The organism is Microcoleus sp. ARI1-B5, assembly GCF_036705795.1.
Taxonomy (GTDB): domain Bacteria; phylum Cyanobacteriota; class Cyanobacteriia; order Cyanobacteriales; family Microcoleaceae; genus Microcoleus.
Genome location: NZ_JAUBVK010000023.1, coordinates 26,225 through 52,756, shown reverse-complemented (window position 1 = coordinate 52,756; position 26,532 = coordinate 26,225). Strand labels below are relative to the sequence as shown.

The window sequence follows — 26,532 nt, the reverse complement described above, 5'->3', positions numbered from 1 at the left end:
GCAAATCTGAGAAATTTTCCCCTATCCGAGGGAGGAGAAGGACGGGGGAAAATCATCTAGAGCAGTTTGAGGGAAAGATTGGCGGACGCTTGGGGTTTTGGGTAATCGGTAATCGGTAGTCGGTAATAGTTAATCAGAAAAAAGCTTGCGGTTTAAAAGCCCAGAAGCCCATCAGCAATTACCCATCACCAATTACCAATTACCAATTACCAATTACCCATTACCCATTACCATCGAGTGCCTCATCTATCTGAGAAAGGCTATATGTGCCGATCGACTATTGGTCAATTATCCAGGCGCGAATCAGTTCGTTTACCTGTTCTGGTACTTCGTCGTGGGGACAGTGACCGGCTTTGATAAAGTGTTCTGTTAACTGCGGATAGTGTGTGCGAAATTTGGCGCTTCTTTCTGTGGAATTCATCCACGGATCGCCTTCTCCCCACAGCATTAGCAACCGGCATTTTAATTGACTCAGCAATACGTCAATTTTTTCGCCTTGGGGTGTTCGGAATACGGAGGCGAATACTTTGGGGGCACCGGGATCGCAGGAGGGTTGGTAAATTTCCTCTACTAATTGGTCTGTGACGGCGCTTTGGTCGAGATAAACTTTTTCTAGAGTTTTCCGAATTGTCGATCGCTGGCGCACGTACTGGAACAGCAGAAAACTTGCCCAATCTTGCTGAAATAAGGTTTTAGCTACCGCAGATACGGCTTTTTGCAAGGGCGGGGCTTCAGGTGCCGGCTGCGGTTCGCTGAAGGGGCCGGCGCTGTTGATTAAGATGAGTCCGGCTGCTGATTCGGGACGCTGGGCTGCTACGCACAAGGCGGCGTAGCCTCCGAGGGAGTTGCCCGCTAGTACGGCGGGCCGGCCGATGATGGTGGTGATGAAGTCGTGGAGTTGGTCGCGCCAGAGGTCGCCGCTGTACTGGATGTCGGGTTTTGCCGATCGCCCGAATCCGATCAGGTCGATCGCCCACACTTCAAAGTCTTTGCTCAGGCCGCTGATATTTTTGCGCCAGTGGTCTGTGGACGCTCCAAAACCGTGAATTAACAGCAGGGGAGGGCGTTCGGGATGTCGATCGCTAGATCGAACATAGTACACTGAATGGCCCCGCCATTGCCAGTAGGTGCCGGCGATAGGGGCTGCGGTGATGGCTGGGGTTGCTTGCATGATGTAAAGAAATAAGTATTTACTTTAACTATTGTATCGCGAGGTTCAGATTTATGAAGTTGTGCTAAGGCGCCGGGGTTTAGCCAGCAAGGGATTTGTCAATTTGGGCGAGTTGGGCGAGTGCGGGCGATCGCGCTCAGAATCAATAACTTTTGTAACAAATATTGATTTGGTAAAGGCCGCAGCAGTGGGAACTCAGTGCCCGCCGATCGCGTTTGGGAAATATATGGGGTCTCGGGTGCAACACACTTAGGTATGATAATTTGGCTCGTTGGTGGCAAGTAGGAGTTAGGGGCGATCGGGGCCCTCGCAGGGTGGCGGCTGGCCTCTCCCATTGGCGAGGCTGAAGGGATCGACTTTTTAATAGATATTTCCGATATTTTCAAGGTGGGGATCGTTTGCTAGGGAGCTGTTGACGGCTTCAGGAGGCAGGGGTACTGCTTCGCTGCGGTAGCAAAAGCTGGCATCAAAAATCTGGCGGCAGGTGAAACTTATAAGTAAAATTACTGGTGGTGGCCGGCATTCGTTTCTGAGAATCGCAGAATATTTTGTGATGTGGTTTGCTTTTCTTAACGGCTTTGATACTCTAAGATAGAAATAGAGCTGCGCCGCTCAATTAATTAGCATTTTGAATACTAGGGAGCCAACTATGCAGGGTGTGAAGTTTATCCACCTGAAAGTTAGGGAGTTTTCTGAGTGATTGCTATTTCACCCCGTCCGGTCGTCGGACGCAATTGGATTACGATTAGCTTCGCTTCTACCCTATACCTTTGTCCTATTTTGGATCTGCTCCTAGCAGAGGTTCCGGCTCACTGGCAAGCGGAATTGCGGTTGGGGCTTCAAGAAGCTTTGGTAAATGCTGCTAAGCATGGAAACAAGTTAGACCCCGGTAAAACTGTTGGAGTCCGTTTTTCGATCGTCCAAAACGAATATTGGTGGGTAATATCGGATGAAGGTTCTGGCTTTAACGCCCCTTGCGGTTGCGACCTTTATACCGATAATTGCGATAGTGATGTTGCAGATAATTCTGCACTCCCCCATGTTGAACAAGAATGTGGTAGGGGGCTGTTTATCCTTTACCAAATATTCGATCGGGTTGACTGGAATTCTCAAGGTACAGAGTTACGGCTGTGCAAAGAACTTCCCAGTCGCTACCGGCTGCCTCGCTTGCGCTAAAACTGATATTTGGCAGAATTTTGCACGTCAGTTAAACCTGCCAGTTTTTCTGTTGCCGGGGTCAACCTGGGATTGAAAAGTTGGATACTCAGGCTACTGATAGTTGATAGTAATGCAAAATGTGAGTTTTGAGTGAGAAAAGTATAAATCTTTTTTAGCTCGCAATCGCGCCGCTCGATCGAGCGGCGCGATTGTGTTAGTTTTGAGCGACCCATCAAATATTTATAGCAGTTGACAGTTGACAATTGACAGTTGACAGTTGACATAGGGGAATCAAACCGTTTAGGGTACAGGGGTTTCGGGTTCTATTCATGAGGTTGTATAGGTCTTAAAAGCCAAGAAGGTTGCTATAACTCATGCAAGGCTTTCGCGCTGGGAGGCACGTTAGCTTTCGCGAGCTTTGATGAAAGACATCTCAAAACTCCACATTAAGCTGTTGCCCATTTAAATTGCATATTTAAATGCCGTATTTCCCGCCCTTCTTCCCCTCTCCCCCTCTCCCCTTCTCCCCCCCTCGAAGCTGCACAGCAGCTTATTTGCCGTGAGTCGGACAGGGAGGAGCAGAGATCGATCGATCTAGCCATCCAGCCGCTTGATTTAAGCGCGGGAGAGCTTCTTCGGGCTGATTTTTGAGCAAAAAGACCAAAGCTGCTGCAGCTTGCTCTGCGGCGCGCGCGGAACGGTTGGCTTTGAGGCGGTGCCAATCTTTTTCAGAAATGGCGAGGCGCGCTGCTAGGGCTTGAGCCAGTTCTACTGTGCTAAGCTCGTTGAGGTTGACAGTTTTGGTTGTTTGTGTAGTTTCAAGCATAGATGGCATTGATAGCGATTTGGCTGCGGTTTCTGAATTGAAAAAATATACTGCATATAATAACAACTTAATTGGGAATCGGTTTTTTAAGTATTGTCAGGTTTGCAGATCGAAATGCCTCAACAGCCGTCAGAGTTAAATCACCAAGAGCAAGAAAATGAGTTTGTGCAGGCGCTAGAAGCAGTGGAGCGATCGCTCGCGGCAGTCAAAGAGCGTTACACTCAGATTCAGGTCGATCGACAGCGCCAAGCCGAACTCGGCCACCGGCGCGAAGATGTGCGACAGTCTCTGCGCCAAAATCCATTGCCGCAACTTAAGAAAGAATTGCGGGAAATTGAGCAAGAACTGGAAACGATCGAGTTAAATTTAGAAAGCAGCCTGTTTTCTTGGGGAAGCATAAAACAACCTTTTTGGCAAGCAGTTCGCTTTGGGGGACTCGGCATTTTGATCGGTTGGATGTTGAAATCCTATGCAGGTTGAACAAAGTTGGGATTTTTGATTTTTTTATTTACCGCAGAGGGCGCAGAGGGCGCAGAGGAAGAGAAAAGAGAGAAATATGGCAATAAGGTTCAGCTAGCGCTTGTCATTGCGAGCTCTATAGCGAAGCAATCGCCGAGACTTTTTCGGTTTTCAATTAACAAAGGGTGCGCGGGCCAGCAATTACCTTTTTAACCCAAGCTGATTGAGAAATATGGTGCAAAATATTAAATAAACAGGAGTGGATATGAAAAATCAACGAATTGCAGCAATTTTGCGCGCCGGGGAACCTGACGAAACTGTAACCGTTCAAGGTTGGGTTCGTACCAAACGCGAATTAAAAGAATTTGCCTTTGTCGAAGTCAACGACGGTTCGGCGATGGCTAATTTGCAAGTAGTCATCAATGCCGATTTGCCTGACTTTGAAAATGTAATCAAACAACTGAATACAGGTGCATCTGTAGAAGTGTCGGGTGTACTGGTAGCGTCTCCGGCGAAAGGACAGCGAATTGAGTTGAAAGCCTCACAAGTACAAGTTTATGGCGATGCAGACCCGCAAACTTACCCGCTGCAAAAAAAGCGCCATTCCTTTGAATTCTTGCGGACAATCGCCCATTTGCGGCCGCGCACAAACACCCACGGTGCTGTCTTTCGAGTCCGCAATGCTTGTTCGGCGGCCGTACACCAGTTTTTTCAAGAACGCGGTTTTTTATGGGTTCACACTCCGATTATTGCTGCTAGCGACTGCGAAGGTGCGGGGGAAATGTTCGCTGTTACCAACTTTGATTTAAAGAATGTGCCGCGCACTGATTCGCAAGAGGTTGATTATGCTAAAGACTTTTTTGGAAAGCGCGCCTATTTAACAGTTAGCGGCCAGTTGGAAGCGGAAGTGATGGCGATGGCTTTCGGCAATGTTTACACTTTTGGCCCGACTTTCCGAGCGGAAAATTCTAATACTTCGCGACATTTGGCGGAGTTTTGGATGATTGAACCGGAAATGGCTTTCTGCGATTTGCAGGGAAATATGGATTTGGCTGAGGCGTTTTTAAAGTACATTTTTAACTTTGTTTTGGAGCATTGCCGCGAAGATATGGAGTTTTTCAACGAGCGGATTGATAAGACTGTTTTGGCTACTGCTGAAAATATTATTAACAATCAGTTCGAGCGGATTACTTACACGGAGGCGATCGCACTTTTGGAAAAAGCCGACAAAAAGTTTGATTTTCCGGTAAGTTGGGGCTTGGATTTGCAGTCGGAACACGAGCGTTATTTGGCGGAAGACTTGTTTAAAAAACCGACAATTGTCAGCGATTATCCCGTCGGGATTAAAGCATTTTATATGCGTTTAAATGATGACGAGAAAACGGTGCGAGCAATGGATGTTTTGGCTCCTAATATTGGGGAAATTATCGGCGGTTCGCAGCGGGAAGAAAGGCTGGATGTGTTGGAGCGGCGCATGGAAGCCCAGGGTATGAATAAGGAGGAATTGTGGTGGTATTTGGATTTGCGCCGCTACGGTACTGTGCCTCACGCTGGGTTTGGTTTGGGATTTGAGCGGTTAGTGCAGTTTATGACGGGAATGGGGAATATTCGGGATGTAATTCCGTTTCCGAGAGCGCCTTTGACTATTGATTTTTAGTTGAGGTTCGTAGTGAGGACTTTAGTCCGCATTCATGAAGGACTAAAGTCCCCACTACAAACATCTTAACTGGTTCCAAGGCTCCAGCCTGGGAAACTATATCCAGAGGCTCTGCCTCGCTTGGTAAAATGGAGGCAGAGCCTCCCGATCGGCGTTACCAGGCTCCAGCCTGGTAACGAGTAATCTAAAATATAAAATCTCAAATGGTATGAGCTAATGGTACTTCAAATCCCATCGAGTTCCAAAGCACCAACTGTCACCTGGGAAGCCTTACCAGCCGACTTTGTATTACCGGACGAGCCCGTGGAAAATATTCAACAACCACCCCTTGCGGCCGCTCTCACCGATGCTCTGGGAGCCGCTGGACTTATTGGGCCGATCGCCCTAATCGGTTCCAATTTTGGACTGGTAGCGACTGTAAACAAGCAGACTGTAGTCAAAGCACCGGATTGGTTTTACGTGCCGCAAGTGCATGGAGTTGCAGAGGGCACGATTCGCCGCAGTTACACGCCGAATCTGGAGGGTGCGCCGGTATCGGTGGTGATGGAGTTTTTGTCTAATGAAGATTACGGCGAACTGTCGGTGCGATCGACTCCTCCCTACGGCAAGCTCTACTTCTACGAACAGATTCTGCAAGTGCCCACCTACGTCACCTACGACCCCTACGAGCCCAAGCTGGAAGTGCGGTATCTGCAAAATGGAGCCTATGAAACGCAGGCTGCTGATGCTGAGGGACGGGTGCGGATTCCAGAGTTGGATTTGTGGCTGGGGATTTGGCCGGGGGAACGGCTGGGCCAAACTATTAACTGGCTGCGCTGGTGGGATTGGCAGGGAAATTTGCTGCTGTGGAGTTCGGAACAGGCCCAACAGGAACGGCTGCAGGCCCAACAGGAACGCCAGCGGGCAGAACAGGAACGTCAGCGGGCGGATTTATTGGCTGCAAAGTTGCGCGAGTTGGGTGTCGATCCCGATCGGCTGGCGTGAAATAGAAATCAGCAAAGCCTTGGCGGTTCTCACTTAAAGTAAAAGAAAGGAATAATCGATTACCTGGAAGTTTGCAACTTCTGATTCAACATTTCTAACGCCTTCGCGAATTGAGGATCGGCAATAGTCCCAATTTTACGATCGCGAAACAGGTCTTGCTGTTGCCTATCAGTCAGTTCTACGACTACATCAGGATTGAGTCCAGTTCGGTTAATATCTCGTCCTGTGGGCGTTAACCATTTTGCGATCGTGACTGCTAAACCTGAGCCATTCTGGAGTCCGCGTACAGACTGAATAGAATTATAACCTTCGGTTCTTGTTCCGACCAAGCTTGCTCGTTTATTTTCCTGCAAGGCTGCCGCAACGATTTCGCTGGCACTAGCAGAATTATCATTGATTAGGATAACTAAAGGTTTCTGGGTGAGTGCGCTATGATTGGCCTTCATCTGGTCTTGTATTCCATCGCGTTGAATCATACTAACAATGATGCCTCGATCGAGCCACATCCGAGTGATGTCAATGCTTGCTCTTAACAGGCCACCTGGATTAGAACGAAGATCGAACACATAGCCTTTTACATTCTGTTTCTCCAAAGCTTCGATCGCCGCCTTCATATCCTTAGCAACCTGAGCACTGAACTGATTTAGCCGAATATAACCAACCCGACCAAACGCAGTTTCCTCAACACGATACCGTACAGGAATATTTTCTGTATTGGCACGTTGAATTCTAAAAGTGAGGGGCTGACCATTACGAAGAATACCCAGAGTAACATAGGTTCCCAGGTTTCCTTGTAGCAGTGTCAGGACTTCATAAAAAGCCTTCCTTTCGACTGGTTTACCATCAATTGTAGTGATGATATCATTTGGCAAGATTCCGGCTTTCTGTGCCGGGGAATTTTCCGTAGGCTGAATAATCGTAACGCCTTGAGTATCCCGGTCATTTATAATTTCAAGTCCGGTTTGGGTAATATTAGCACTGGTACTCTGCAAACTTTCGTATGCGACTGGATCGTAGAAAGCGGTAAATGGATCGCCCAGCAGCTTCAACATCTCTCGAATTGCTTGATATGCCTCTTCATAGGAACCATAGGACCGATTCAAATAGCGTTGACGAATCGCATTCCAGTCCTGCTGATTGAATCTCGCATCAATGTATTGACGCGAGATTATCTGCCAAACTTCGTCCACTAAGGCCTTTGGGCTGTCCTGAGCCGTGGTACTGGTGGGAGAATTAACTGGTTCGGGGGTCGATGGATTTGCGATCGCACCTGGCTGCATGAATTGATTTGTCAGAAGTGCGATCGCGAGCAGTTTCAAAAACCGGGAATAAATAGGACTTAAACGCATACGGAACACCTGATTAAGAAAGAATAATGACGGCTTTACCGCTATTTTTTGCTACGAACTTATACCAAATCCGGGTTAAATACTTCCTTGATATCTTAGTCAGCTTGGAGTGGACTTCGTTTGTGGAGTTTGACCTCAAATTCGCATTCCCGGGCCGGTTCGCCACATACGAATTTGAGGTCAAAAGCGATTTCAATCACCTCCTTCATAACAGAGATAACGAACCAGGATTGGGTATGATGTCCGATTACCGATTAAGTCGCTGAGGGAATTGTGATATCAACAGATTGCACTTTTACCGAACTTCCCAAACTCGATAACGGCGGTTCAATTGCCGCCGTATTTCCCACTACTAATGTTACCAGATTCTCCGGTTTCAAGTAAATCTTAGCTACGCGCTGCACGTCGGCAATTGTTGCTGCTTCGATGCTGCGGCGGTACCGAAAAATGAAATCTTCGGGATAACCGTAGTATTCGTAGCGCATTAGTCGAGACAAAGTTTGACTGGGATTTTCAAATTTGAAGATGAAAGAATTGAGGGTGGAATCTTTAGCAAAAGCTAATTCTTCGGCGGTAATTGGTTCGGTGCGGATACGATCGATCTCAGCGCGAATTGCCTTGATAAACGGTACTGTCGCGTCCGATCGCGTTTGGCCTCCAGCCACAAACGTCCCCGGATAGTCAAATCTCGGACTCCAAGCCGCGTATACTGTGTAAGCTAAACCTTGGCGCGATCGCACGTTATTGAACAAACGGCCACCAAAGCCGTTCAAAACCCCGTTCATTACGTCCAAAGCACCGTAATCTGGACTGCTGAGCATCCCGCCCAAATGTCCCATTTGCACGTAACTTTGACTTAATTGCGGCTGATTTACCAAAAATATGCCGCCGCCCTTTACTGGTGATACCGTTGGTAGCGCAGGCGCTTCTGCACTTTGACTCGGTTCCCAGTTGCCGAATTTTTGCTCGACGAGCGATCGCATTTTAGCTGTATCAAAGTCGCCAGAAATACCCAAAATCATATTCTTGGGGTGGAAATATTTCTGGTAGAAACTCACCACATCGTCGCGGGAAATATTCGCGAGAGTTTTGTATTCTACCGTGCGCGCGTAAGGACTGCGAGATCCATAAATTAACTTTTGAAACTCGCGGCCGGTAATATCGTTAGGATCGTCATTGCGGCGGGCGATCGCACCTTGAGTTTGGTTCTTCGCTAAATCCAACTTTTCCTTAGCAAATATTGGCTCCCGAATCACTTCCGCAAATAAGTCAAACACGGGTTCCAAATCTTCAGCTAAAGCACTAAAATTAGCGCTGCCCGAACTAACATCAATCCCCGTTTCTACCGAAGCTGCTCGCTGTTCTAGCAACTGATTTAGTTCATCAGCCGTATGCCGGCTCGTGCCGCCAGTTCGCATCACTTCTCCCGTCAAACCTCCCAGTCCGAGTTTATCGGCAGGTTCAAAGCGCTCGCCCGTGCGAAATAGCGCCGTTCCCCCGACTAACGGGAGTTCCCGGTCTTCCATAAGATACACCCGGATGCCATTTTTCAGCTCGAAGCGAGTGTATTTAGGCAGTTTAATTTCTGGCACCGCCGGGAATGTTAATTCGTCGTAGTGTTTCGGTGCAGCCGCTAAGGAAGGTAACAAATTAAACGTGCCAAGTGAAACAGTAAAAAAGCAAAGCGACAGCAGAAATAACTTTACTTTTTTCAGTCTCAATTTAGTCCTTTTCATTCTTTCTCCAATGTTTCCTAATTTGACAATTCGAGGCAGAGCCTCGCCGATATGCGTTCCCAGGTAGAGCCGGGAAACGAGTGTTTCTTGCCTCTTTCTTCTTCCCTCTTTTTACCCTGAGCGAAGCAGAAGGGCCTTCTTCCTTTTTCCTTCTTCCTTTATTTCATAAGTTGACAATTCGAGGCAGAGCCTCGCGGATATGCGTTCCCAGGCAGAGCCTGGAAACGAGTGTTCCTTCTTCCTTCTTCCTTCTTCCTTCTTCCTTCTTCCGACTTCCATCGGACTTCCATCGGACTGACATCCGTTACATCCGTTACATCCGTTACAGAATCCGTTGCCGAACTTCCTTCTTCTTACAGTGGCAAAAGCTTACCAATCGTGCGATTTTCCGGGCGGAAAGTTGCCTGAGCGACACGCTGAATGTCAGCGGGAGCAACAGCCGCGATCGCATCCAATTCCTTGAACAAATTTCGCCACGAACCAGTTTTCACTTGATAGTCCAGCAGCGAAAAGGCCATGCCCATATTAGAATTGAGCGATCGCAACAAACCCGCTCTCGCCTGAGTTTTCACCCGTTCCAACTCTGCATCAGACACCGGATCAGTTTTCAGGCGATCGATTTCCTTGCTCAAAGCTACTGCTACCTCATCAACCGTGCGGCCCGGAGCAGTTTGAGCGTAAAATAACATCAAATTCGGATACTTATCCCCCGGATAACCGCTGAAACCTTGAGCAGCCAGCGCCAATTGCTGCTGTTCTACCAAAGATTTGTAAAGCCGAGAAGTGCGGCCATCGCTGAGCAAAGAACCAATCATTTCATAAATCGCATTGTCGGGATGATTCATCGCCGGCCGGTGGTATCCTTCCAAATACCAAGGTTGAGTTTTTAATTTCAGCGTCACTTCCTTAGTTTGCGTTTGGGGAGGTTCCACAATCTGCAATTCTGGAGGCGCTGGTTTCGCCTTGTAACGGCCGAAATAAATTTGAGCGAGTCGCTTCACCTCCGAAGCTTTCACGTCTCCTACCACCGCAACAGTCAGCTTGCTGGGGACGTAGTGAGTCTCGAAAAACTTCTGCACGTCGCTGCGGCTGAGGTTTTGAATGTCTTCAGTGGAGCCAATTACGGGGCGGCGGTAGGGATGAGCAGAGAAAGCTTTGTTGGCAAAAACTTCAACCATTTGTCCGATCGGAGAATTCTCGGTTCGCAGCCTGCGCTCTTCTAAAATTACCTGTTTTTCTTTGTAAAATTCCCGAAATACTGGTTCTAGAAATCGCTCGGATTCCAGCGACATCCACAGTTCTAACTTGTTAGCTGGCAGGCTGTAAAAATACATTGTGGCGTCGGTGGAAGTAGCGGCATTTAGTCCCACTCCGCCGGCTTGTTCGACTATTTTGCCGAGTTCGTTGCGCTTGACAAATTGCGAAGCTTCGGCTTCAACTTTGTCAAATTCTGCTTTTAATTTGGCGACTTCTTCAGTTTTGCCGCTGGCAAGAGCTGCTTGCATTTGCTCGAAGAGCTGGTCTTGTTTTTCTAGCAGCGGCTTTTCGGCTTGGTAGTCGGTAGTGCCGATTTTTGGCGTGCCTTTAAAGGCTAAATGTTCGAGATAGTGAGCGACACCTGTTTGACCGTCGGGTTCGTTTGCGCCGCCGACATCGGCGTGAATCAGAAACGATGCTACGGGCGCTCGGGGCCTTTCGAGCACGATGAATGTCATGCCGTTGTCGAGCTTAAATTCGGTGACTTGGCTGATTACTCGATCGAGCGACGGTTGAACAGAGACTGCTTGGGAGCCGCTAGCGGGGTTGGAGCGGGCGAGGGCGATTTCGGGGGAAATTCCCCACCACAGCAGTACAGTGGCCAGCACCGAGGCGATGAATCGAGTTTTGGGGTTGGGCGATTCCCTACGGGATAGCTTCGCCTCACGGGGTTTTTGGAACTGCGGGATCATTCGATTTTAGATTTGAGATTTGAGATTTTAGATTTTGGGTTGTCAAACAAAAAAATGTTTGTGCTCGGCGGCCAGAGATTCTTTTCTAAGGATAAAGATTTTTTGAGGCATAAGCGATCTGTTGCGCCGCAGATGTTACGCTGATACAGCCAATCTCAAAAAGGGTCTGGGGTCTGGCGAGGAGTTTTAAGTGTGGGATTAAAGCCTCGCACAACTTAAAACTTAACATTATTTAGCCCTTCAGTCCCCAACCCGCATTTCCAAGCCGCCAATTATCCATTGCAAAGCCATGCGAATTTTTAATCAGTCTCCTCCTTCAGAAACAGAAACCAAGAAGCGGATTTTACAAGCTGCTCAGCGATTGTTTGCCCGCAGCGGATACGACGGCACGACAACTCGCGATTTAGCAGCGGCGGCGGGCGTGGCCGAGGGTACGCTATTTCGGCATTTTGATAATAAAAAAGCGATTTTGATTGAGGTGGCGACAGAAGGATGGGTGGAGTTGCTGACGGATTTGCTGACAGAATTGAGCGAGATGGGCAGTTATAAAGCAGTGGCTCAGGTGATGCGGCGGCGGATGCTTAATATTCGCGAGAATAGCGACATGATGCGGGTGTGTTTTTTGGAGGCGCAATTTCACCCGGATTTGCGCGACAGAATTCAGTTGGAAGTCATCGGAAAAATGAGCGATGTGGCTGAGGCTTTTTTTGAAACCGCGATGGAAAAAGGAGTTTATCGGAAGATGAATCCGAAGATTGTCGCTCAGGTATTTTTGGGAATGTTTGCAGTCGCGGGCTTCAGTCAAAATACGATTATGGAGCCGAATGCTTCTGTGCAGCAAATGCAGGAAATGGCTGAAGGACTCGCCGATATTTTTTTGAATGGGGTTTTAGTCAAGGATGAATAATTAGTCATTAGTCATGAGTCATTGGTCATTAGTCCTTAGTCATTTGTAGGTGGTTATTTTTTCGTTCTTGGTTAGTGGTTATAATAACCAATAACCACTAACCAATCACAATCCCCTATCACCAATCACCAATTACTCTATAAACTCGTACATTTGTTGCACCCACTTCTCCCGATTTTGCTGCCATTCATCCGTCATTACTTCCCAAGTTGTATTGCTTTCAAGTTCCAGCAATAGATTTGATACTTCTTCAAGCGTCGATGCTATGTGACATTCTTCCACCCAACCTTGCCGGATCATTTTCCAGTAAGTTTGTACCGCTTGCTGCTGAAAATTTGCTTCTAATTCAACTAGCAATTTTGCTAGATGTTTTTCGTCAATTGCTGCTGACACCTCGCTCATCCAACTGTTGCGAGGTTCTTTCCATTCTTCCGTCACTGCGTCCCCGTTTAGGTGGGCTTCAAACTCTAGCAGTAATTGGTTTAGTTCTACCATATTAAATTTTGTCTTGTTTGCAGTTGGTGCTATGATTATACAATTTTTATTCATTAAGATTGTTGGTTCTTTATAATGAGCGATGTGGCTGAGGCTTTTTTTGAAACGGCGCTGGAAACAGGAGTTTATCGAAACATTAATCCGAAGATTGTCGCTCAGGTATTTTTGGGAATGTTTGCAGTCGCAGGTTTCTGTCAAAATACGATTATGGAGCCGAATGCCTCTGTGCAGCAAATGCAGGAAATGGCTGAAGGACTCGCGGATATTTTTCTGAATGGGGTTTGGCAAAAAGATGAATAATTAGGGCAACATGGAAAAGTTATTATGGGCAAAATTTTGGACTATTCTATTGGGCTGCTAACGCAGGAAGACGAGCCTTTTCTGTGGCAAATGTTGTATGAAGCGGCGCACATGGCAGCAGAAGGTGAATCAACGGTGCAAACTGTTGTGAATCATCCTTTAATTGCGAAATATGTCCAGAATTGGGGACGTGCAAACGATCTGGGCTTCGCAGCAATCGAATTGAACGGCAGCCAGCCACTAGGAGCCGCCTGGCTGCGTTTGTTTACAGAGGATGACAAGGGGTTTGGCTGGGTTGACGATACTACCCCGGAATTGGCGATCGCCGTTCTTCCAGAATATACAAACCAGGGTGTAGGAACGCAGTTGCTTGCTCGTTTGTTGTCAGCAGCAAAAGTCTCTTATCGCTCAGTATCCCTGAGTGTCAGAAGCTCAAATCGGGCCCTGAGTTTGTACGAGCGATCGGGCTTTAAAGTAATTGAGGGAAGCGAGACAATCAACCGTACTGGAGGGACATCATTCACCATGAAAGTTGATTTTGATTGAGTAAATTATTACTCTTGGTACTCGTGCATTTGCTGTACCCACTTCTCGCGATTCTGCTGCCATTCATCAGCCATAGCTTCCGAATTTGTATTGGTTTCGAGTTCCCGCAATAAACTTGATACTTCTTGAACAATCGAGGCTCCCAGACATTCTTCTACCCAACTTTCCCGGCGCCCTGTCCACTGAATATCCACCGATTCCCCCTGCAAGTTTGATTCCAATTCAACTAGCAATTCGGCTAAATATGTCAGGTTAACGGATGCTGCCACATCGCTAACCCAACTTTCCCGGCGCTCTTTCCATTCTTTTTTCACTCCTTCCGATTTGAGGTTTCTTTCAAAATCTAACAGTAATTGATTTAGTTCTACCATCTTAAATGTTTGATTGTTTGTAGTTTATGCTACAATTTTACCAAAAATTTAACAAAAAAAAGTGTTAAATTTTTTAAAGATTGCGGTTGCAGTGAAAGTACAGAATAGATAACTGAAATAATGAGCGAGGAATTTACTTTAGATATGCTAGACATTCCCAGCAGTTGGAGGCGCGGTGAAGGGGACTGGACTGGAGTAGCGGCGGCTCTTGCTAAAGGGGAAACTGTAGAAGTAATTCAAGAAGTTGGTTCTACTTTGTGGCGAAACAGTCTGCCAGAAAAACATTCTTTGTATTGGGAGGGGGAAAATCTATCAACTATCAAAGCCCGAATTTGGATTAGTTTCACGCAGAGAAGATTTTCGCCAGAATCTGCTTTGCCAAAGGTTCAGTGGCATCCGAGAGTGTTGTGGGTAGGGATAGGCTGCGAACGCTACACAGCGCGAGAATTAATCGAAACTGCGATTCAAAATGTATGTCGCGCTAATCATTTAGCGGAAAGTGCGATCGCAGGTATTGCTACAATAGACACTAAAGCAGGTGAAGTCGGCTTGCTGGAACTTTGTCAAGAGCGAAACTGGCCGTTAAAAACCTTTGCTGCTGACATTTTAAGTTCCGTAGAAGTCCCCAATCCTTCAAATATTGCAGCAAAAGCAGTCGGGACGCCCAGCGTAGCAGAAGCTGCGGCACTTTGTGCGATCGCACAAATTGTAACCGCCCACAAACACAAAAATACGCAGATACCCATCAATCATCTGAGTTTATCTGCGTTGAGGGGCGGTTCGCATCCCCTCTTAGTTCCTAAAAAAATATTTCGCAGTCAAAATCCCCCCCCTTTACAAGGGGGGGTTAGGGGGGGTTCTGCTGTTACAGTAGCCGTTGCAGTTTGCCCGATCGACTATCTAGGATAATATCTTATTCAGTCAAAGTGCGATCGAAATTCACAAATCGACCAATCAACCCAGAAACAAACGACAGCACAATCGAACCGAACAAAGCAGGCCAAAAACCGTTAATCGCAAAACCGATACTAAAGGCACCCGCCAACCACGAAGCCAGGGAAAGCGAAATCGCATTCACCACAAACAAAAACAAACCTAAAGTAAGAATGCTCAAAGGCAGCGTCAGCAATGTAATAATCGGCCTGACAACCGCATTGACAAATCCGATAACCACAGCAGCCACCATCGCCGCCGAAAAGCTCGTCACCACAATACCTGGTACAATCTTAGCTGTAATCACCAGCGAAACCGCTGCTACTACCCAAGTTAAGAAAAAACTTAGCATATCGTTTTTTTCATCTCCATCACTATTAATTGAGATTGTAACTGTTTAGTCGATCGACCAAAGTTCGGGATACACTACGAAATACCCACCTTGCGAGAATATCAGACTTATGAAACTCCGGCAACTAGCAGCATTCCTCTTGGCGCTAACTATCTTCATCCTCCCGCGCCCAGCCCAGGCTCAATCTAAATATTACGCCCCGCCGCTGTCCTTTAGCAACGCCGAACTGACAAGACGCGATTTTTCCGGTCAAATGCTGCGCGCCGCTGAGTTTTCTAACGCTAATATGGACTTAACTAATTTTTCTAATGCCGATTTGCGGGGGGCAATTATGAGCGCTTCGGTGATGACTCAGGCGAATTTGCACGGAGCCAATTTAACTAATGCCATGATAGATCAAGTTAAATTTACTAATGCTGATTTAAGCGATGCAATTTTAGCAGAAACAATTTTGCTGCGTTCTACTTTTGACGGAGTTGATATCACTGGTGCTGATTTTAGTGACGCAATTATGGACGGCGCACAAGTTAAAGAATTGTGTACAAAGGCCAGCGGGATTAATTCTAAAACAGGGGTTTATACTCGCGATTCTTTGGGATGCCGCTGAGATCATCTCCGGTCAATTACTGATGATTGTTTGTTGGGTGGGGGCGGGTTTTTGAGATTGTTTGTTTCGGGGGATTATTGTTGGTGGAACCCGCCCCTACGAAACCATATTTTGTAGGGGCGGGTTCACCAACAATATATAACAATTACCAACCATCTATATAAACCCGCCCCCACACCACGAATAATTCACTTGGCTTTGTTTTGAGAAGCGGCATAATGCTCGCTCATTAACTGATTGACTTCTGGATTGTAAATCCGCAGATAATTCCAGTAATTCTCAAACACCGATTTCACGTATCCTTTCGTTTCAGGAAACGGAATCTTTTCCGCAAAAGCATCCGGGTCACTAAAACTAAACCTCTTCAACCAATCTGCTACTGCATTCGGCCCGGCATTGTAACTCGCCACAGCTAACATCGAGTTATTCTTGTACTCGTCGTGAGTGTGATCCAAATACCACGTACCGAGTTTAATATTGTCGTCCACATTCTCCAAGGAATACTTTTTGAGGCTGATTTTCTCAGCAACCCAAGCTCCTGTCTCCGGCATTACTTGCATTAAACCGGTGGCGCCAACTGCTGATTTGATTGCGGGCATAAACCGCGATTCTTGCCGAATTAATGCTGTCACTAATACTGGATTTATTTTGCGTTCTTGCGACCATTTTGTAATGTTTTCTAAGTAAGGAAAAGGATAAAGTGCTTGCCAATAAGCCGGCTGCTGTCTGAGTTCGAGGTATTGGGTTCTATCGTCTGGTTTGTCCCGCTGCCGCAAACTCCCAACCATCCACAAACCGTCTAAATTGTCTCCGACTCCTATTCGCATTAAACCGTCGGTAAACTGTTCGGCAATACTCGGTTCTACGCGGTTGATAAATTCTATTTGCCACAGATTCCAAGCATCTCTATCTTGACCTAATTGATAGAGTTCTTTTAATGCAGGAGATCCGGCCGTTGGTTCGGGGCGCTGAGGGGGCCGCACTACGTTGGGAGACAAATCTCGGACTGTGGTAAAGTCGCCTACTGGCCAGCCGAGAAGTACGGCCGATCGCCACGCGAAATATGATTCTGGATAGCGTAAAATAGTGTACTCAAATGCAGTCTGGGCATCCTGTTCGCGGCTGAGCTGCTGTGCCCATTTTCCGACCCAAAATGCTGCTTCTGGTGCTTGTTCGCTGTCGGGATTGTGGGTGGTTAATTCCCTCGCCCACTGCCAAGCTGATTTTAAATCTCCGCCTTTGGCATATTGTTGGGCGATCGCCCAACGCAGTTCGCCTGCCTTATCAGAATTGTTGTATTTTGTCAATAGCAACTTGCGAGTTTCTGAAGCGGATTGACCGCTGCCTGCTTTGTCGAGCAGTTGGGATTTATCTAGCAAAGCTTCGGGGGCATAATTGGGGAATTTGCTAATTACCCGATCGAGATAAACGATCGCATCCTTGGGATCGCTCACCCGCGACAGCCGAATTAATCCCAAACCTGCGTCTTCGGAATCTGGAAACTCCCGCACTAATTCTTGATAGGCAATTCTCGATTCCGGGATTTTACCGTCGAGCCACAAACCGCGAGCTTTGCGGTAAAGATTTTGACCCGTGCGGGGAGCTTTTCCGTAAGCAATCGCTCCTTTGCCGTAATCCTGTTTTTCCCAATAGCCAAAGGCAATTTCTTCCCAATCTTCGGGTTTCAAAGCGGCGCTGTTTTGCTGTACCAGTTGTTCTAATACGGTGCCGTAATCTTTGACATAATGACCGTATTTAGCTACTATCCGCATCAATTCCGGCTGATTGGGATTTTCTTTTAACTTGCCCAGGGCAATTTCTACGCTGCGCGGATGAGCGGGAAATTCAGTAACTGCCTGTTTCCAATATTCCGGTTTTGACTTGCCTAAAACATATAAAGCTTCGGCAGATACTGGGTCGTTGGGATAGTTTTTTAGCAGTTCTTCCCAAGCTTTTTTAGCTTTGCCTTTGTCGCCGCTTAATTGGTAAGCTTGGGCGCGTTTTAGGGCAATGTGAGAGGCTAAAACCGGATATTCTTGCTCTAATTTGTCCAGTAACTTTAATGCTTTGGCGGCATTTCCTTGCTGGATTAAATCGCTGGCCAGCAGGTAGCGGGCGCGGCTTTGAGGGGAGACTTGCTGCAAGTCATTTGAATTCTCAGATCGATCGCCCGCGAGTTCAACCAATTTCGCCGCTCGATCGCTCGGTGACAGCGATACCAGCATCTTAACGGACGATGCGGAATTCGCTGCATCCACGGATTGCTGAGCCTTCCCGAAGGGGCCGACACCCATCCATTTCGCCGCAGCAACCAAAGAGCCGATCGCCATTACGCAAACTGAAACGCCCATTAAAACATAAACTCGGGTTTTGCGTCGCTTTAGCATGGGAAAATTTAAGAGAATTAAGAATAGAAAACCGATCGCCAGCGGACTTGGCTGATATAGTACCAGAATTTATTTTGATGTGTAGCAGAGAATTTGTGCGACAGATATATTTACCCGCACCAAGGAAAAACCACAAACTACCAACGACCAAGTACAATCAAAAATCTAAAATCTAAACTGTAAATCAAAACATGGAATTTCTAGTCACCGATACGCCCCGCTCTGCTTGGACGGGAGATGCCCTGGCAATTGGTCTATTTGAGGACGCTCTGGAGCTCGGCGGCGATCTGGCACAATTAGATGAACAACTGGCTGGCACTTTGAAAGAGCTGATTCAGGAAGCAGATTTTAAGGGCAAAGCGGGCACCAGCGCGATCGCCCGCGTCGGCGGCAACAATCCCATCCGCAAAATTGCGATCGTCGGTTTGGGCAAAACAGACGACTTAAAATTAGACAACGTGCGGCAAGCTGCGGGTGTTTGCGCCAAGTTAGCCAAAAAGGAGAAATGCAAAACCCTGGGAATTAGCCTTCCAGTGTGGAAAAACGCGCCGGATGCTACAGCAAGCGCGATCGCCGAAGGTGTAGAACTCTCCCTGAATCAAGACAACCGTTTCAAATCGGAACCCGACGATAAAAGCCCGCAAGTAGAACAAATTCATTTGCTCGGTTTGGCCGGTACCGAAAGCGCGATCGCCCGCGCCCGCCAAATCACTGCCGGAGTCATTTTAGCACGGGAATTAGTCGCAGCACCGGCAAATTATGTCACCCCGATTACCATGGCCGAAACCGCTCAAAGTCTGGCGGCAGAATGCGGTTTAGAATTAGAAATATTAGAGCAAGAAGACTGCGAAAAACTCGGCATGGGAGCATTTCTCGGCGTTGCCAAAGCATCCGACTTGCCGCCTAAATTCATCCACCTGACTTACAAACCCGCAGGCACACCGCGCCGCAAAATTGCGATCGTCGGCAAAGGATTGACCTTTGATTCCGGCGGTTTGAACATCAAAGGTGCGGGCAGCGGCATCGAAATGATGAAAGTAGATATGGGCGGCGCTGCGGCTACTTTGGGAGCGGCAAAGGCGATCGGACACATCAAACCAGATGTCGAAGTTCACTTTATCAGCGCCGTCACCGAAAACATGATCAGCGGTCGCGCCATGCGCCCTGGAGACATCCTCACAGCTTCCAACGGCAAAACAATTGAAGTCAACAATACCGACGCAGAAGGCCGTTTAACCCTCGCTGACGCTTTGGTATTTGCTGATAAATTGGGAGTTGACGCAATTGTCGATTTAGCAACTCTGACTGGCGCCTGCGTAATTGCTTTGGGCGAAGATATTGCGGGTTTGTGGAGTCCTGAAGATAGCGTCGCCGCCGAAATAGTCGCCGCGTCAGAATTGGCAGGCGAAAAGTTTTGGCGGATGCCGATGGAAGAAAAGTATTTTGAAGGCTTGAAAGCTTTGCACGCCGACATGAAAAATACTGGGCCGCGTCCCGGCGGTTCGATTACGGCGGCGCTATTTTTGAAGCAGTTTGTCAAGGATACTGCGTGGGCGCATTTAGATATTGCCGGCCCAGTTTGGAGCGACAAAGAAAACGGCTACAACGGCGCAGGAGCAACGGGTTTTGGAGTTCGGACTCTCGTGCATTGGGCGCTGGGCGGCGCTTAATTAATTGTGGATTTTTCAGCTCAAAAATTGTTTCCCTGCCTTGCCTTAAAAGTCCGCTAGTTCATCGGTGAGCCAGGGGTTTAAAACCCCTGGCTCGCAGCTTAATATTATGTCCTCCGAGAACTCCCACAATTAAATTGGTTGGTAGTGAGGAGTGAGCGTCCTCATAATTTCATGAGGACGCTCAGTCCTCACTACCAACCCGATCGCGGTTATTGGACCGGACATGATATAAGTCCTGTAAAATAAAAGTCATTAATCATAATTAAAAATTTAAATATTTCATAAATAATAAGTAGCCGCACCTATGTATTCCGTCACCGCGAGGAACGCAAGCGTTGCGAACCCAGACGATCGCAATCGCTCGTACTTGGGGAAAGCTTCGCTCCCCGGGGCCGAACCTACACAGTTTTGACATTTCCTGAAAAAATAGCTGTTTCATAAAAAATGAAAAAAGTATATAATTATGTAAATATTTCCACAAGCGAGATCAAATAATCATATTTGATGGGATTTGCATTGGTACAGATAACTTTTTTATTGAACTTTATGCAACAACTATTAACAATTTTTTTTCCCAGACTTGCTGTATCTTCCCCACTCGGCTGCGACGCGCTGCGGGAGTTGCGGCTGTACGCTGTTTTTGACTCGCTGACGGCACTGGCTTATTGCTCTGTGGCGCTATCTTTAGTTTATTTTACCCGCCAAAGTTCTCACAGCAAGATTGGAGTGCTGTTTGCCGTTGGTTTTTTTGCCTGCGGCGCTGCTCAATTGATGGAAGTTTGGACGGTTTGGCATTCTATTTATTGGCTGTCGGTAACTCTCAAAGCTGCAAGTGCTGTGATTTCTTTGCTTTTAGCCGCAGTCGCGATCGCCCTGATGCCGAAAGCACTTGCCAATTCTAATTTAAATCCAACAGAAAATCTTCAACAACTGCCGTTAAAACAGGAAGCAGAAAATCAGGATCTGCCTGATATCCACACAGGAGAATTGGCACAACAACCGATCGCGCGATTCGGTGCAGACGCTATTGTCGATCGCGCTTTAGCTCTCAATTCGCTTAACGAACTGTTACAAAAAGAAATTGCCGATCGCCAGCGGATTGAGGAAAAGTTGCAACTGGCTCAATTGGCGATCGACCGATCGGCAGATGCGGTATTCTGGATCGGATCGGACGGTAAATTTTTGTACGTCAACGACGCCGCTTGCTGTTCGTTGGGATATTCGGCCGCAGAATTGCTCGATCTGACTGTGCACGACATCAATCCAGATTTTCCCGAAACGGCTTGGAATTTGCACTGGAAAGTCTTAAAACGGTGCGGTTCCGTTAATATTGAAGTTCACCACATCACTAAGTACGGTCGAATTTTTCCGGTGGAAATTACGATCGACCATTTGCAATTTAACGGCAAAGAATATCAGTGCGCGTTTGCTCGCGACATTAGCGAGCGCAAGCGGATTGAGGCAGCTTTGCGGGAAAGGGAACAAGAATTTAGGTCATTAGTTTCTAATATTCCCGGCGCGGTTTACCGTTGCAGTGATGCAGGGCGATCGAGCTTAACTTTTATCAGCAGCGGCATAGAAGCTATTTCCGGCTATCGGGCAGATAACTTTATGCAAAAACCGGTGCAGGCTTTTCCTAGTATAGTTCATCCCGATGACGCGCAGCAGATCGAGAATATTATCGCTCTGGCTATCAGGACAAAACAACCTTACGCGATCGAATACCGCCTGATTCACAGCAACGGAAATGTGCGGTGGGTTGCAGAGAAAGGTCAAGCTATTTTCAACGCAGCCGGTCAAGTTTTATCCCTCAACGGCGCCATTTTTGACATGACAGAGCGCAAAGCAGCGGAGGATGCTTTGCGGCTCTCCGAGGCGATCGCCAACAACAGAGCCGAGCAGCTAGAAATCGCTCTCAAAGAACTCCGAGAAACTCAAGCTCACCTAATTCATACCGAAAAAATGTCAAGTCTCGGTCAAATGGTAGCAGGAGTCGCTCACGAAATCAACAACCCTGTCAGTTTTATCTACGGCAATATTTCCTACGCCAGCCAATATATGACAGACTTGTTGCAGCTTGTGGAACTTTACCAAACACACTATCCTCAGCCACCGGTAGAAGTTCAAGAATATATTGAAAACATCGATTTAGAATTTCTGAGAGAAGATTTAGGAAAAATATTATCTTCTATGAAAATGGGAGCCGATCGCATTCGCGAAATTGTTCTGAGCTTGCGAAACTTCTCGCGTTTAGACGACTCGGCAAAGCAGCCTGCCAACATTCACGAAGGCATAGACAACACGCTGCTAATTTTGCACAACAAACTGCGAGCGAGAGCCGAATATCCCGAAATAAAAATTATTAAAGATTACGGTAAACTGCCCTTAATAGAATGTTATGCAGGTCAGCTAAATCAGGTATTTATGAATCTGGTTAGCAACAGTATTGACGCCCTGGAAGACGCTTGGAAGCAAAAAAGGCGATCCTCTCCGAGGGCAACGCTTACGGGCGGCGGCGACTGGAAACCAACTATTAGCATTCGCACCGAAGCCCTTAACGAAAATAGTATTTGCATCCGCATTGCCGACAACGCCCTCGGCATGACAGAAAACGTGCGGAGCCAATTATTTGACCCGTTTTTCACCACAAAACCGATGGGGAAAGGCACCGGTTTGGGGTTAGCCATCAGTTACCGAATTGTCGCGGAAAAACACGGCGGAACCTTGATATGCCGTTCGGTTTTGGGTGAGGGGACGGAATTTGCGATCGAGCTTCCCTTATAAAAAAAGTGTTTGATCGTTCGGACTTTAGTCCTCATAAAAACTGAGGACTAAAGTCCGAACGATCAAACCAATTTTGCGGACATAATATTATTCCTGCTTTTTCCTTCCGCTTCCCCTTCCCCATTAATTACCAGAAAGAATTGGTTTAAAGCCCCAAGCTTTTTCGCCCTTGAGAAATTAAAAGAAGACTATTCATTACTCCAATCCTCTTCCTTTCAGGTAGAGGTCGCTATCCCAGGTCAACTGTCAACTGTCAACTGTCAACTGAAGATCGCACTCCCTGCTGTCGCAGCAAATTATCTGCCCACTCCCTATCTGCTGCTTTCAAAGGCGGGCGAGGTTCTTGACAGTAATCAATAGCTAAATCAAATCTAGCTTGATTGTAAACACCCATTAATACAGCCTGTAAATCAAGTTCCGGTTCTGCATCTAGCGGTTGCAAAGGTACTCGCAAAGCAGGAATCGGATCTCGCACGCTAAAAGCATACAATTCAGCTTGGGGGAGTTGAGAGCCGCGACTGACTAAAATCCGATAATCGGTGCGCTGCGTGACTCCTAAAATCGGCATCGGTTTGCCGCTTCTGAGCAAATCAATTTCGACTAAGTTGGTACGGCTTCCCAACAATTGCTGTCGTTTAGTTTCATAAGCATTCCGTCCTTCTCCCGCGCTTTTATTCTTGGGAGACAGCAGTTCGATAACGGTAATAACTTTACCGCTAGGCCTTTCTCTAATTTCTAAATAGCTTTCTTCCACAGTTTCCGGTAGCGGCAGCAAAACAGGGATGGGTTCGGTGCGGGTGAAAGTAGCAGTCGCAGAAATCAGTGAATTTGCATTTGACTGTTTGGAGACGAGGGAAATGTCGGGAATTCCTACTAATTCAGAGGATGCGCTGAGATATATCCGCTTTTCCACCGCAACTCGGTAGTTCGGATTTAATTCAGGTTCGATCGCAATTGCGGCAGCTACAATCGCACGGCTGTGAACTTCCGACCACAATTCTGGTTGTTCTAAATAGGGATTCATCCCCGGAAATGGAGAGGGCATTCGATCGCCTCACTGCTTAACTTTGCTTGACGCAATACTTATTGTATAACTTATGCAGATATTAAATATAGCCCTGGAGGTAGAAACCGGGTTTTTTACGAAAATACTGGTTGATAGCCTTTAATCCCGGTACAAAACCCGGTTTCTTTGGTCGAAGTGTATAATTACTCAAGAGTTTCTGCGATCGTCCCAACTTCAATCAACTGTGAAATGGAACACTTAACAAAGGCAAAAGCGTTAAAATCAGCCAAGCCAAAAACCACTTATTCACCTTGCAAACTGGTTCAGGATCTGCCAACAGCGCCTCTATTCTCTCTCCTAATCTATTTTGGGAACCGACAGCACCAATCACGCAAGCTACATCAAAATTTCGGTGCGGATAACTCGCCACCAAGAGCAAAGCTTCTGCTAACAATAAAGCATCCACTCCCGCCGCCGCTTTAGCATCAGCCCGCAATTCCCGCAGCGTTAATAACTCTTCCCACAAAGCTTGCGTATTTGGCAGCCAAACAGTAATTTTCCGCAGCCATCCCAGCCAGAAAAACCAGAAGGTATCGCGATAATAGTAGTGGGCTTGTTCGTGAGCAATTACTGCTTGCAGGTGAGCTGAGTCTAGGGTTTTTAACAATCCCGTACTGACTGCAAATTCTGAAGACCAGAAACCAATTATAGCCGAAAATAGAGCGGGCGTGTCAAGAATTCTGACATTTTTTCCAGCTATTTGTTTCAGAGGACAGGTGCGAATTTGCTTTAAAAAAATATAGCCATCTGTCGCTAGCTTAATACACAAAATTGCTGCTGCGAGCAGAAAAGTTACAGCTAGCAAATAGCTAAACCATCCGTCCCACAATCTTACCATTTGTCCCTGAGTTCCCATAAAAATCACTGCGATAGCTGTCGCGAGTAACAGCAGCGGGGGAAACAAGAAAAATAAGAGCGATCGCTCCCAGCGGCGGGCCCAATTCCCTGAAGGAACAGACCATTTCAGTCTCACGCAGCAAGCCGCAGCCAACGCGGTAACAATCAGAATTAAGTGCATTATTTTTGCTCCTCCCGGGCTTGGCGGACAGCTTGAATGCGAAGGGAAATTTCTTCTAATTGTTCGACGGTTGCTTGGTCGAGACTGTCAGCAAATGCTGCTACAATATCGGGATTGCCAACTGCTAGGAACTTCTGCAAGCGATCGTAAGCAAACAATGCTTGGGCTTCTCGGCAAGAAACTAAAGGTTGCCAAGTGAATGTCCGTTCGCTTTTGTCGCAGGCCAGCCAACCCTTATCTGTCAAGCGGCGCAGCACCGTTGTTACTGAAGTATAGGCCAATTCGCGATCGGGATCGGATAAAATGCGATCGTGCACCTCTTTCACTGTAGCAACTTCTAGTTCCCAAACTATATTTAAAATCTCAGCCTCCAAAGGGCCGAGGGAAAGTTGCTTAGGGCGGTAATTTGGGAGAGGGTTCATGTAATTTTAGATTTGAGATTTGAGATTTGAGATTCAGGGTGAGAAACCCGGTTTCTTTAGACAAGATTGCATAAGTCTTTGATTGATACACAAACCGCAGATGTCAGGCAGATAAACACAGATAAACGCAGATTATTTTAGAAGAGTTTGTGAATGAGTGCAAGAGGTCTTTTGTAGATTCCTCTTTGCCAAACCTCATACAGCACTTTTCAGGTAAGTGAACTACAAAGAAACGATCGGGAGTAGGGGCGGTGCCTGTGAGAACCCGCCCTGATTCGCGGGTTTTTAAGGTGTAATCTATCAACCTGCAATCTACTGTGTTTATAGTAGAAACCGGGTTTTTTTAGCCTTATTCCTATCCTTATTCCCCGTAGTTACCGCCAGCAACCTTACCCCGAAACACCACATAATTGTAGATGTTGTAGAAAATCATAATCGGGATCAGAAAGCCGATGAACACAATCATAAACACCAGCGCGCTGGGCGAAGCTGCCGCTTGGTAAATCGTGATTTGCGTCGGAATAATGTAGGGAAAAACAATCAATCCCAAGCCGATAAAACTGAGCAAAAAAATCAAAATTGTCCACACAAAAGGCGTCCGTTCTTCTTTGCTGGCGAGACTTTTTAGCAGCATTCCCACAAACAGCACTCCCAGCAAAGGAATCGCCACAAACACATAAACCAGCGGTTTATCGAACAACCTCGCCCTCGTACTTTCGTAAAAAACCGGAGTCGCGATCGTAATTAAAACCGCTCCGATTAACGTCGTCACCGCCGCAATTTTAGCCGTGCGGTAGTGAGTTGTTTGCAGTTCCCCGTCGGTTTTCATAATTAGATAGGTGGAACCGATCAAAACATAGCCTTGAACCAGCGTCAAAGCCACCAATATCGATCGCCAATCCAGCCAATCCCAAGTAGTGCCCACAAAGTGACCGGCTTCGTCAACCGCAATGCCTTCGAGCACCGCACCGAGGGCGAATCCTTGAGCTAAAGACGCCAAAAAACTGCCAGCACCAAAAGCATAATTCCAGAATTTTTTCCGGTTAGAATGCTCCCGAAACTCAAACGCCACAGCCCGAAAGATTAACCCAAAAAGCATCATGCAAATCGGGATGTACAAAGCAGTTAAAATCGTGCCGTAAGCCAGCGGAAAAGCACCAAACAGAGCGCCTCCCATCAACACCAGCCACGTTTCGTTAGCATCCCAAACGTTGCCCAGACTGGTCATTAAAATGCCCCGGCGTTCCTCATCGTCAGCAGTCAGAGACAAGATTCCGACTCCCAAGTCAAAACCGTCTAACATGACATACAGCAAGAGAAATATACCTAAAATTACAAACCAAACCTGCGGGAGAAAATGCTCCAAAGCTTGCATAAAATCT

24 protein-coding genes and 1 pseudogene are annotated in these 26,532 nt (G+C 47.0%); 11 read left to right on the top strand and 14 right to left on the bottom strand.

The genetic code is table 11. The features are described 5' to 3' along the window. Positions 1-277 precede the first annotated feature (277 nt). On the bottom strand, positions 278-1,171 hold the full coding sequence (locus tag QUB63_RS25940; RefSeq protein WP_332948237.1) for an alpha/beta fold hydrolase: 894 nt from the start codon (positions 1,169-1,171) through the stop codon (positions 278-280). Between the two features lie 98 nt (positions 1,172-1,269). Beyond that, the gene (locus QUB63_RS25935; RefSeq protein ID WP_332948236.1) at positions 1,270-1,506 is read right to left on the bottom strand and encodes a hypothetical protein; all 237 of its coding nucleotides are present in this window, start codon (positions 1,504-1,506) and stop codon (positions 1,270-1,272) included. Between the two features lie 361 nt (positions 1,507-1,867). On the opposite strand from QUB63_RS25935, the gene QUB63_RS25930 reads away from it, so the two are divergent. Next, positions 1,868-2,347 carry an ATP-binding protein gene (locus tag QUB63_RS25930; RefSeq protein WP_332948234.1) on the top strand — a complete coding sequence of 160 codons (480 nt, stop codon included), beginning with the start codon at positions 1,868-1,870 and terminating at the stop codon, positions 2,345-2,347. A 532-nt stretch (positions 2,348-2,879) separates the two neighbouring features. On the opposite strand, the gene QUB63_RS25925 is transcribed toward QUB63_RS25930, so the two are convergent. Then, entirely contained in the window at positions 2,880-3,155 is a 276-nt protein-coding gene (locus QUB63_RS25925; protein WP_332948232.1) for a DUF6439 family protein, read from the bottom strand. A gap of 114 nt (positions 3,156-3,269) precedes the next feature. On the opposite strand from QUB63_RS25925, the gene QUB63_RS25920 reads away from it, so the two are divergent. The 3 genes from QUB63_RS25920 (at position 3,270) to QUB63_RS25910 (ending at position 6,255) form a co-directional block, all read left to right on the top strand. After that, on the top strand, positions 3,270-3,635 hold the full coding sequence (locus QUB63_RS25920; RefSeq protein ID WP_332948231.1) for a DUF2203 domain-containing protein: 366 nt from the start codon (positions 3,270-3,272) through the stop codon (positions 3,633-3,635). Between the two features lie 244 nt (positions 3,636-3,879). Then, entirely contained in the window at positions 3,880-5,271 is a 1,392-nt protein-coding gene (asnS, locus tag QUB63_RS25915; RefSeq protein ID WP_332948230.1) for an asparagine--tRNA ligase, read from the top strand. Between the two features lie 216 nt (positions 5,272-5,487). Next, the gene (locus tag QUB63_RS25910) at positions 5,488-6,255 is read left to right on the top strand and encodes a Uma2 family endonuclease (protein ID WP_332948229.1); all 768 of its coding nucleotides are present in this window, start codon (positions 5,488-5,490) and stop codon (positions 6,253-6,255) included. 59 nt (positions 6,256-6,314) lie between these two features. Here QUB63_RS25910 and QUB63_RS25905 read toward each other — a convergent pair whose 3' ends face one another. The 3 genes from QUB63_RS25905 to QUB63_RS25895 form a co-directional block, all read right to left on the bottom strand. Continuing rightward, a complete protein-coding gene (locus QUB63_RS25905; RefSeq protein WP_332948228.1) occupies positions 6,315-7,604 on the bottom strand; it encodes a S41 family peptidase in 1,290 nt (429 codons plus the stop codon). Positions 7,605-7,858: 254 nt separating this feature from the next. Then, positions 7,859-9,340 carry a M16 family metallopeptidase gene (locus tag QUB63_RS25900; RefSeq protein WP_332948227.1) on the bottom strand — a complete coding sequence of 494 codons (1,482 nt, stop codon included), beginning with the start codon at positions 9,338-9,340 and terminating at the stop codon, positions 7,859-7,861. Between the two features lie 353 nt (positions 9,341-9,693). Next, positions 9,694-11,289, bottom strand: coding sequence for a M16 family metallopeptidase (locus tag QUB63_RS25895; protein ID WP_332948225.1), 1,596 nt, complete (start codon positions 11,287-11,289; stop codon positions 9,694-9,696). 289 nt (positions 11,290-11,578) lie between these two features. Between QUB63_RS25895 and QUB63_RS25890 the strand changes: the two genes are divergently transcribed. Next, the gene (locus QUB63_RS25890; protein WP_332948224.1) at positions 11,579-12,196 is read left to right on the top strand and encodes a TetR/AcrR family transcriptional regulator; all 618 of its coding nucleotides are present in this window, start codon (positions 11,579-11,581) and stop codon (positions 12,194-12,196) included. Between the two features lie 132 nt (positions 12,197-12,328). Here QUB63_RS25890 and QUB63_RS25885 read toward each other — a convergent pair whose 3' ends face one another. Further along, entirely contained in the window at positions 12,329-12,691 is a 363-nt protein-coding gene (locus QUB63_RS25885) for a hypothetical protein (protein ID WP_332948223.1), read from the bottom strand. A gap of 75 nt (positions 12,692-12,766) precedes the next feature. Here QUB63_RS25885 and QUB63_RS25880 point away from each other — a divergent pair. Together QUB63_RS25880 and QUB63_RS25875 are read left to right on the top strand one after the other, a co-directional pair. Next, positions 12,767-12,991, top strand: a pseudogene (locus QUB63_RS25880) (TetR/AcrR family transcriptional regulator); the annotation flags it as partial. A 24-nt stretch (positions 12,992-13,015) separates the two neighbouring features. After that, complete coding sequence (locus QUB63_RS25875) at positions 13,016-13,537, top strand: GNAT family N-acetyltransferase (protein WP_332948221.1); 522 nt, start codon at positions 13,016-13,018, stop codon at positions 13,535-13,537. Between the two features lie 8 nt (positions 13,538-13,545). Here QUB63_RS25875 and QUB63_RS25870 read toward each other — a convergent pair whose 3' ends face one another. Beyond that, complete coding sequence (locus tag QUB63_RS25870; protein ID WP_332948220.1) at positions 13,546-13,908, bottom strand: hypothetical protein; 363 nt, start codon at positions 13,906-13,908, stop codon at positions 13,546-13,548. A 120-nt stretch (positions 13,909-14,028) separates the two neighbouring features. Between QUB63_RS25870 and QUB63_RS25865 the strand changes: the two genes are divergently transcribed. Continuing rightward, on the top strand, positions 14,029-14,817 hold the full coding sequence (locus tag QUB63_RS25865; RefSeq protein WP_332948219.1) for a cobalamin biosynthesis protein: 789 nt from the start codon (positions 14,029-14,031) through the stop codon (positions 14,815-14,817). 4 nt (positions 14,818-14,821) lie between these two features. Here the strand turns inward: QUB63_RS25865 and QUB63_RS25860 are convergent, their stop codons facing one another. Continuing rightward, positions 14,822-15,193, bottom strand: a complete 372-nt coding sequence (locus tag QUB63_RS25860) for a phage holin family protein (protein ID WP_332948218.1) — start codon at positions 15,191-15,193, stop codon at positions 14,822-14,824. 109 nt (positions 15,194-15,302) lie between these two features. On the opposite strand from QUB63_RS25860, the gene QUB63_RS25855 reads away from it, so the two are divergent. Then, positions 15,303-15,800 carry a pentapeptide repeat-containing protein gene (locus QUB63_RS25855; protein WP_332948217.1) on the top strand — a complete coding sequence of 166 codons (498 nt, stop codon included), beginning with the start codon at positions 15,303-15,305 and terminating at the stop codon, positions 15,798-15,800. Positions 15,801-15,988: 188 nt separating this feature from the next. On the opposite strand, the gene QUB63_RS25850 is transcribed toward QUB63_RS25855, so the two are convergent. Beyond that, complete coding sequence (locus QUB63_RS25850; RefSeq protein WP_332948216.1) at positions 15,989-18,187, bottom strand: lytic transglycosylase domain-containing protein; 2,199 nt, start codon at positions 18,185-18,187, stop codon at positions 15,989-15,991. Between the two features lie 191 nt (positions 18,188-18,378). On the opposite strand from QUB63_RS25850, the gene QUB63_RS25845 reads away from it, so the two are divergent. Then, a complete protein-coding gene (locus QUB63_RS25845; RefSeq protein WP_332948215.1) occupies positions 18,379-19,857 on the top strand; it encodes a leucyl aminopeptidase in 1,479 nt (492 codons plus the stop codon). A 549-nt stretch (positions 19,858-20,406) separates the two neighbouring features. Beyond that, entirely contained in the window at positions 20,407-22,644 is a 2,238-nt protein-coding gene (locus QUB63_RS25840) for a PAS domain-containing sensor histidine kinase (RefSeq protein ID WP_332948214.1), read from the top strand. Between the two features lie 253 nt (positions 22,645-22,897). Here the strand turns inward: QUB63_RS25840 and QUB63_RS25835 are convergent, their stop codons facing one another. The 4 genes from QUB63_RS25835 to cydB form a co-directional block, all read right to left on the bottom strand. Beyond that, on the bottom strand, positions 22,898-23,689 hold the full coding sequence (locus QUB63_RS25835) for a DUF4058 family protein (protein WP_332948213.1): 792 nt from the start codon (positions 23,687-23,689) through the stop codon (positions 22,898-22,900). A gap of 199 nt (positions 23,690-23,888) precedes the next feature. After that, complete coding sequence (locus QUB63_RS25830; RefSeq protein ID WP_332948212.1) at positions 23,889-24,728, bottom strand: M56 family metallopeptidase; 840 nt, start codon at positions 24,726-24,728, stop codon at positions 23,889-23,891. Beyond that, positions 24,728-25,150 carry a BlaI/MecI/CopY family transcriptional regulator gene (locus tag QUB63_RS25825; RefSeq protein WP_332948211.1) on the bottom strand — a complete coding sequence of 141 codons (423 nt, stop codon included), beginning with the start codon at positions 25,148-25,150 and terminating at the stop codon, positions 24,728-24,730. Before QUB63_RS25825 ends, QUB63_RS25830 begins: the two co-directional genes overlap by 1 nt. 361 nt (positions 25,151-25,511) lie before the next feature. Beyond that, positions 25,512-26,525 (bottom strand): cytochrome d ubiquinol oxidase subunit II, encoded by a 1,014-nt coding sequence (gene cydB, locus QUB63_RS25820; protein WP_332948210.1) that lies wholly within the window; start codon positions 26,523-26,525, stop codon positions 25,512-25,514. Between the last annotated feature and the right edge of the window lie 7 nt (positions 26,526-26,532).

Bases quoted from the DNA above. Each gene is read 5' to 3' on its own strand.
- QUB63_RS25940 (WP_332948237.1), bottom strand. From the start codon at position 1,171: ATGCAAGCAACCCCAGCCATCACCGCAGCCCCTATCGCCGGCACCTAC.
- QUB63_RS25935 (WP_332948236.1), bottom strand. From the start codon at position 1,506: ATGGGAGAGGCCAGCCGCCACCCTGCGAGGGCCCCGATCGCCCCTAAC.
- QUB63_RS25925 (WP_332948232.1), bottom strand. From the start codon at position 3,155: ATGCTTGAAACTACACAAACAACCAAAACTGTCAACCTCAACGAGCTT.
- QUB63_RS25920 (WP_332948231.1), top strand. From the start codon at position 3,270: ATGCCTCAACAGCCGTCAGAGTTAAATCACCAAGAGCAAGAAAATGAG.
- asnS (WP_332948230.1), top strand. From the start codon at position 3,880: ATGAAAAATCAACGAATTGCAGCAATTTTGCGCGCCGGGGAACCTGAC.
- QUB63_RS25910 (WP_332948229.1), top strand. From the start codon at position 5,488: ATGGTACTTCAAATCCCATCGAGTTCCAAAGCACCAACTGTCACCTGG.
- QUB63_RS25905 (WP_332948228.1), bottom strand. From the start codon at position 7,604: ATGCGTTTAAGTCCTATTTATTCCCGGTTTTTGAAACTGCTCGCGATC.
- QUB63_RS25900 (WP_332948227.1), bottom strand. From the start codon at position 9,340: ATGAAAAGGACTAAATTGAGACTGAAAAAAGTAAAGTTATTTCTGCTG.
- QUB63_RS25895 (WP_332948225.1), bottom strand. From the start codon at position 11,289: ATGATCCCGCAGTTCCAAAAACCCCGTGAGGCGAAGCTATCCCGTAGG.
- QUB63_RS25890 (WP_332948224.1), top strand. From the start codon at position 11,579: ATGCGAATTTTTAATCAGTCTCCTCCTTCAGAAACAGAAACCAAGAAG.
- QUB63_RS25885 (WP_332948223.1), bottom strand. From the start codon at position 12,691: ATGGTAGAACTAAACCAATTACTGCTAGAGTTTGAAGCCCACCTAAAC.
- QUB63_RS25875 (WP_332948221.1), top strand. From the start codon at position 13,016: ATGGGCAAAATTTTGGACTATTCTATTGGGCTGCTAACGCAGGAAGAC.
- QUB63_RS25870 (WP_332948220.1), bottom strand. From the start codon at position 13,908: ATGGTAGAACTAAATCAATTACTGTTAGATTTTGAAAGAAACCTCAAA.
- QUB63_RS25865 (WP_332948219.1), top strand. From the start codon at position 14,029: ATGAGCGAGGAATTTACTTTAGATATGCTAGACATTCCCAGCAGTTGG.
- QUB63_RS25860 (WP_332948218.1), bottom strand. From the start codon at position 15,193: ATGCTAAGTTTTTTCTTAACTTGGGTAGTAGCAGCGGTTTCGCTGGTG.
- QUB63_RS25855 (WP_332948217.1), top strand. From the start codon at position 15,303: ATGAAACTCCGGCAACTAGCAGCATTCCTCTTGGCGCTAACTATCTTC.
- QUB63_RS25850 (WP_332948216.1), bottom strand. From the start codon at position 18,187: ATGCTAAAGCGACGCAAAACCCGAGTTTATGTTTTAATGGGCGTTTCA.
- QUB63_RS25845 (WP_332948215.1), top strand. From the start codon at position 18,379: ATGGAATTTCTAGTCACCGATACGCCCCGCTCTGCTTGGACGGGAGAT.
- QUB63_RS25840 (WP_332948214.1), top strand. From the start codon at position 20,407: ATGCAACAACTATTAACAATTTTTTTTCCCAGACTTGCTGTATCTTCC.
- QUB63_RS25835 (WP_332948213.1), bottom strand. From the start codon at position 23,689: ATGCCCTCTCCATTTCCGGGGATGAATCCCTATTTAGAACAACCAGAA.
- QUB63_RS25830 (WP_332948212.1), bottom strand. From the start codon at position 24,728: ATGCACTTAATTCTGATTGTTACCGCGTTGGCTGCGGCTTGCTGCGTG.
- QUB63_RS25825 (WP_332948211.1), bottom strand. From the start codon at position 25,150: ATGAACCCTCTCCCAAATTACCGCCCTAAGCAACTTTCCCTCGGCCCT.
- cydB (WP_332948210.1), bottom strand. From the start codon at position 26,525: ATGCAAGCTTTGGAGCATTTTCTCCCGCAGGTTTGGTTTGTAATTTTA.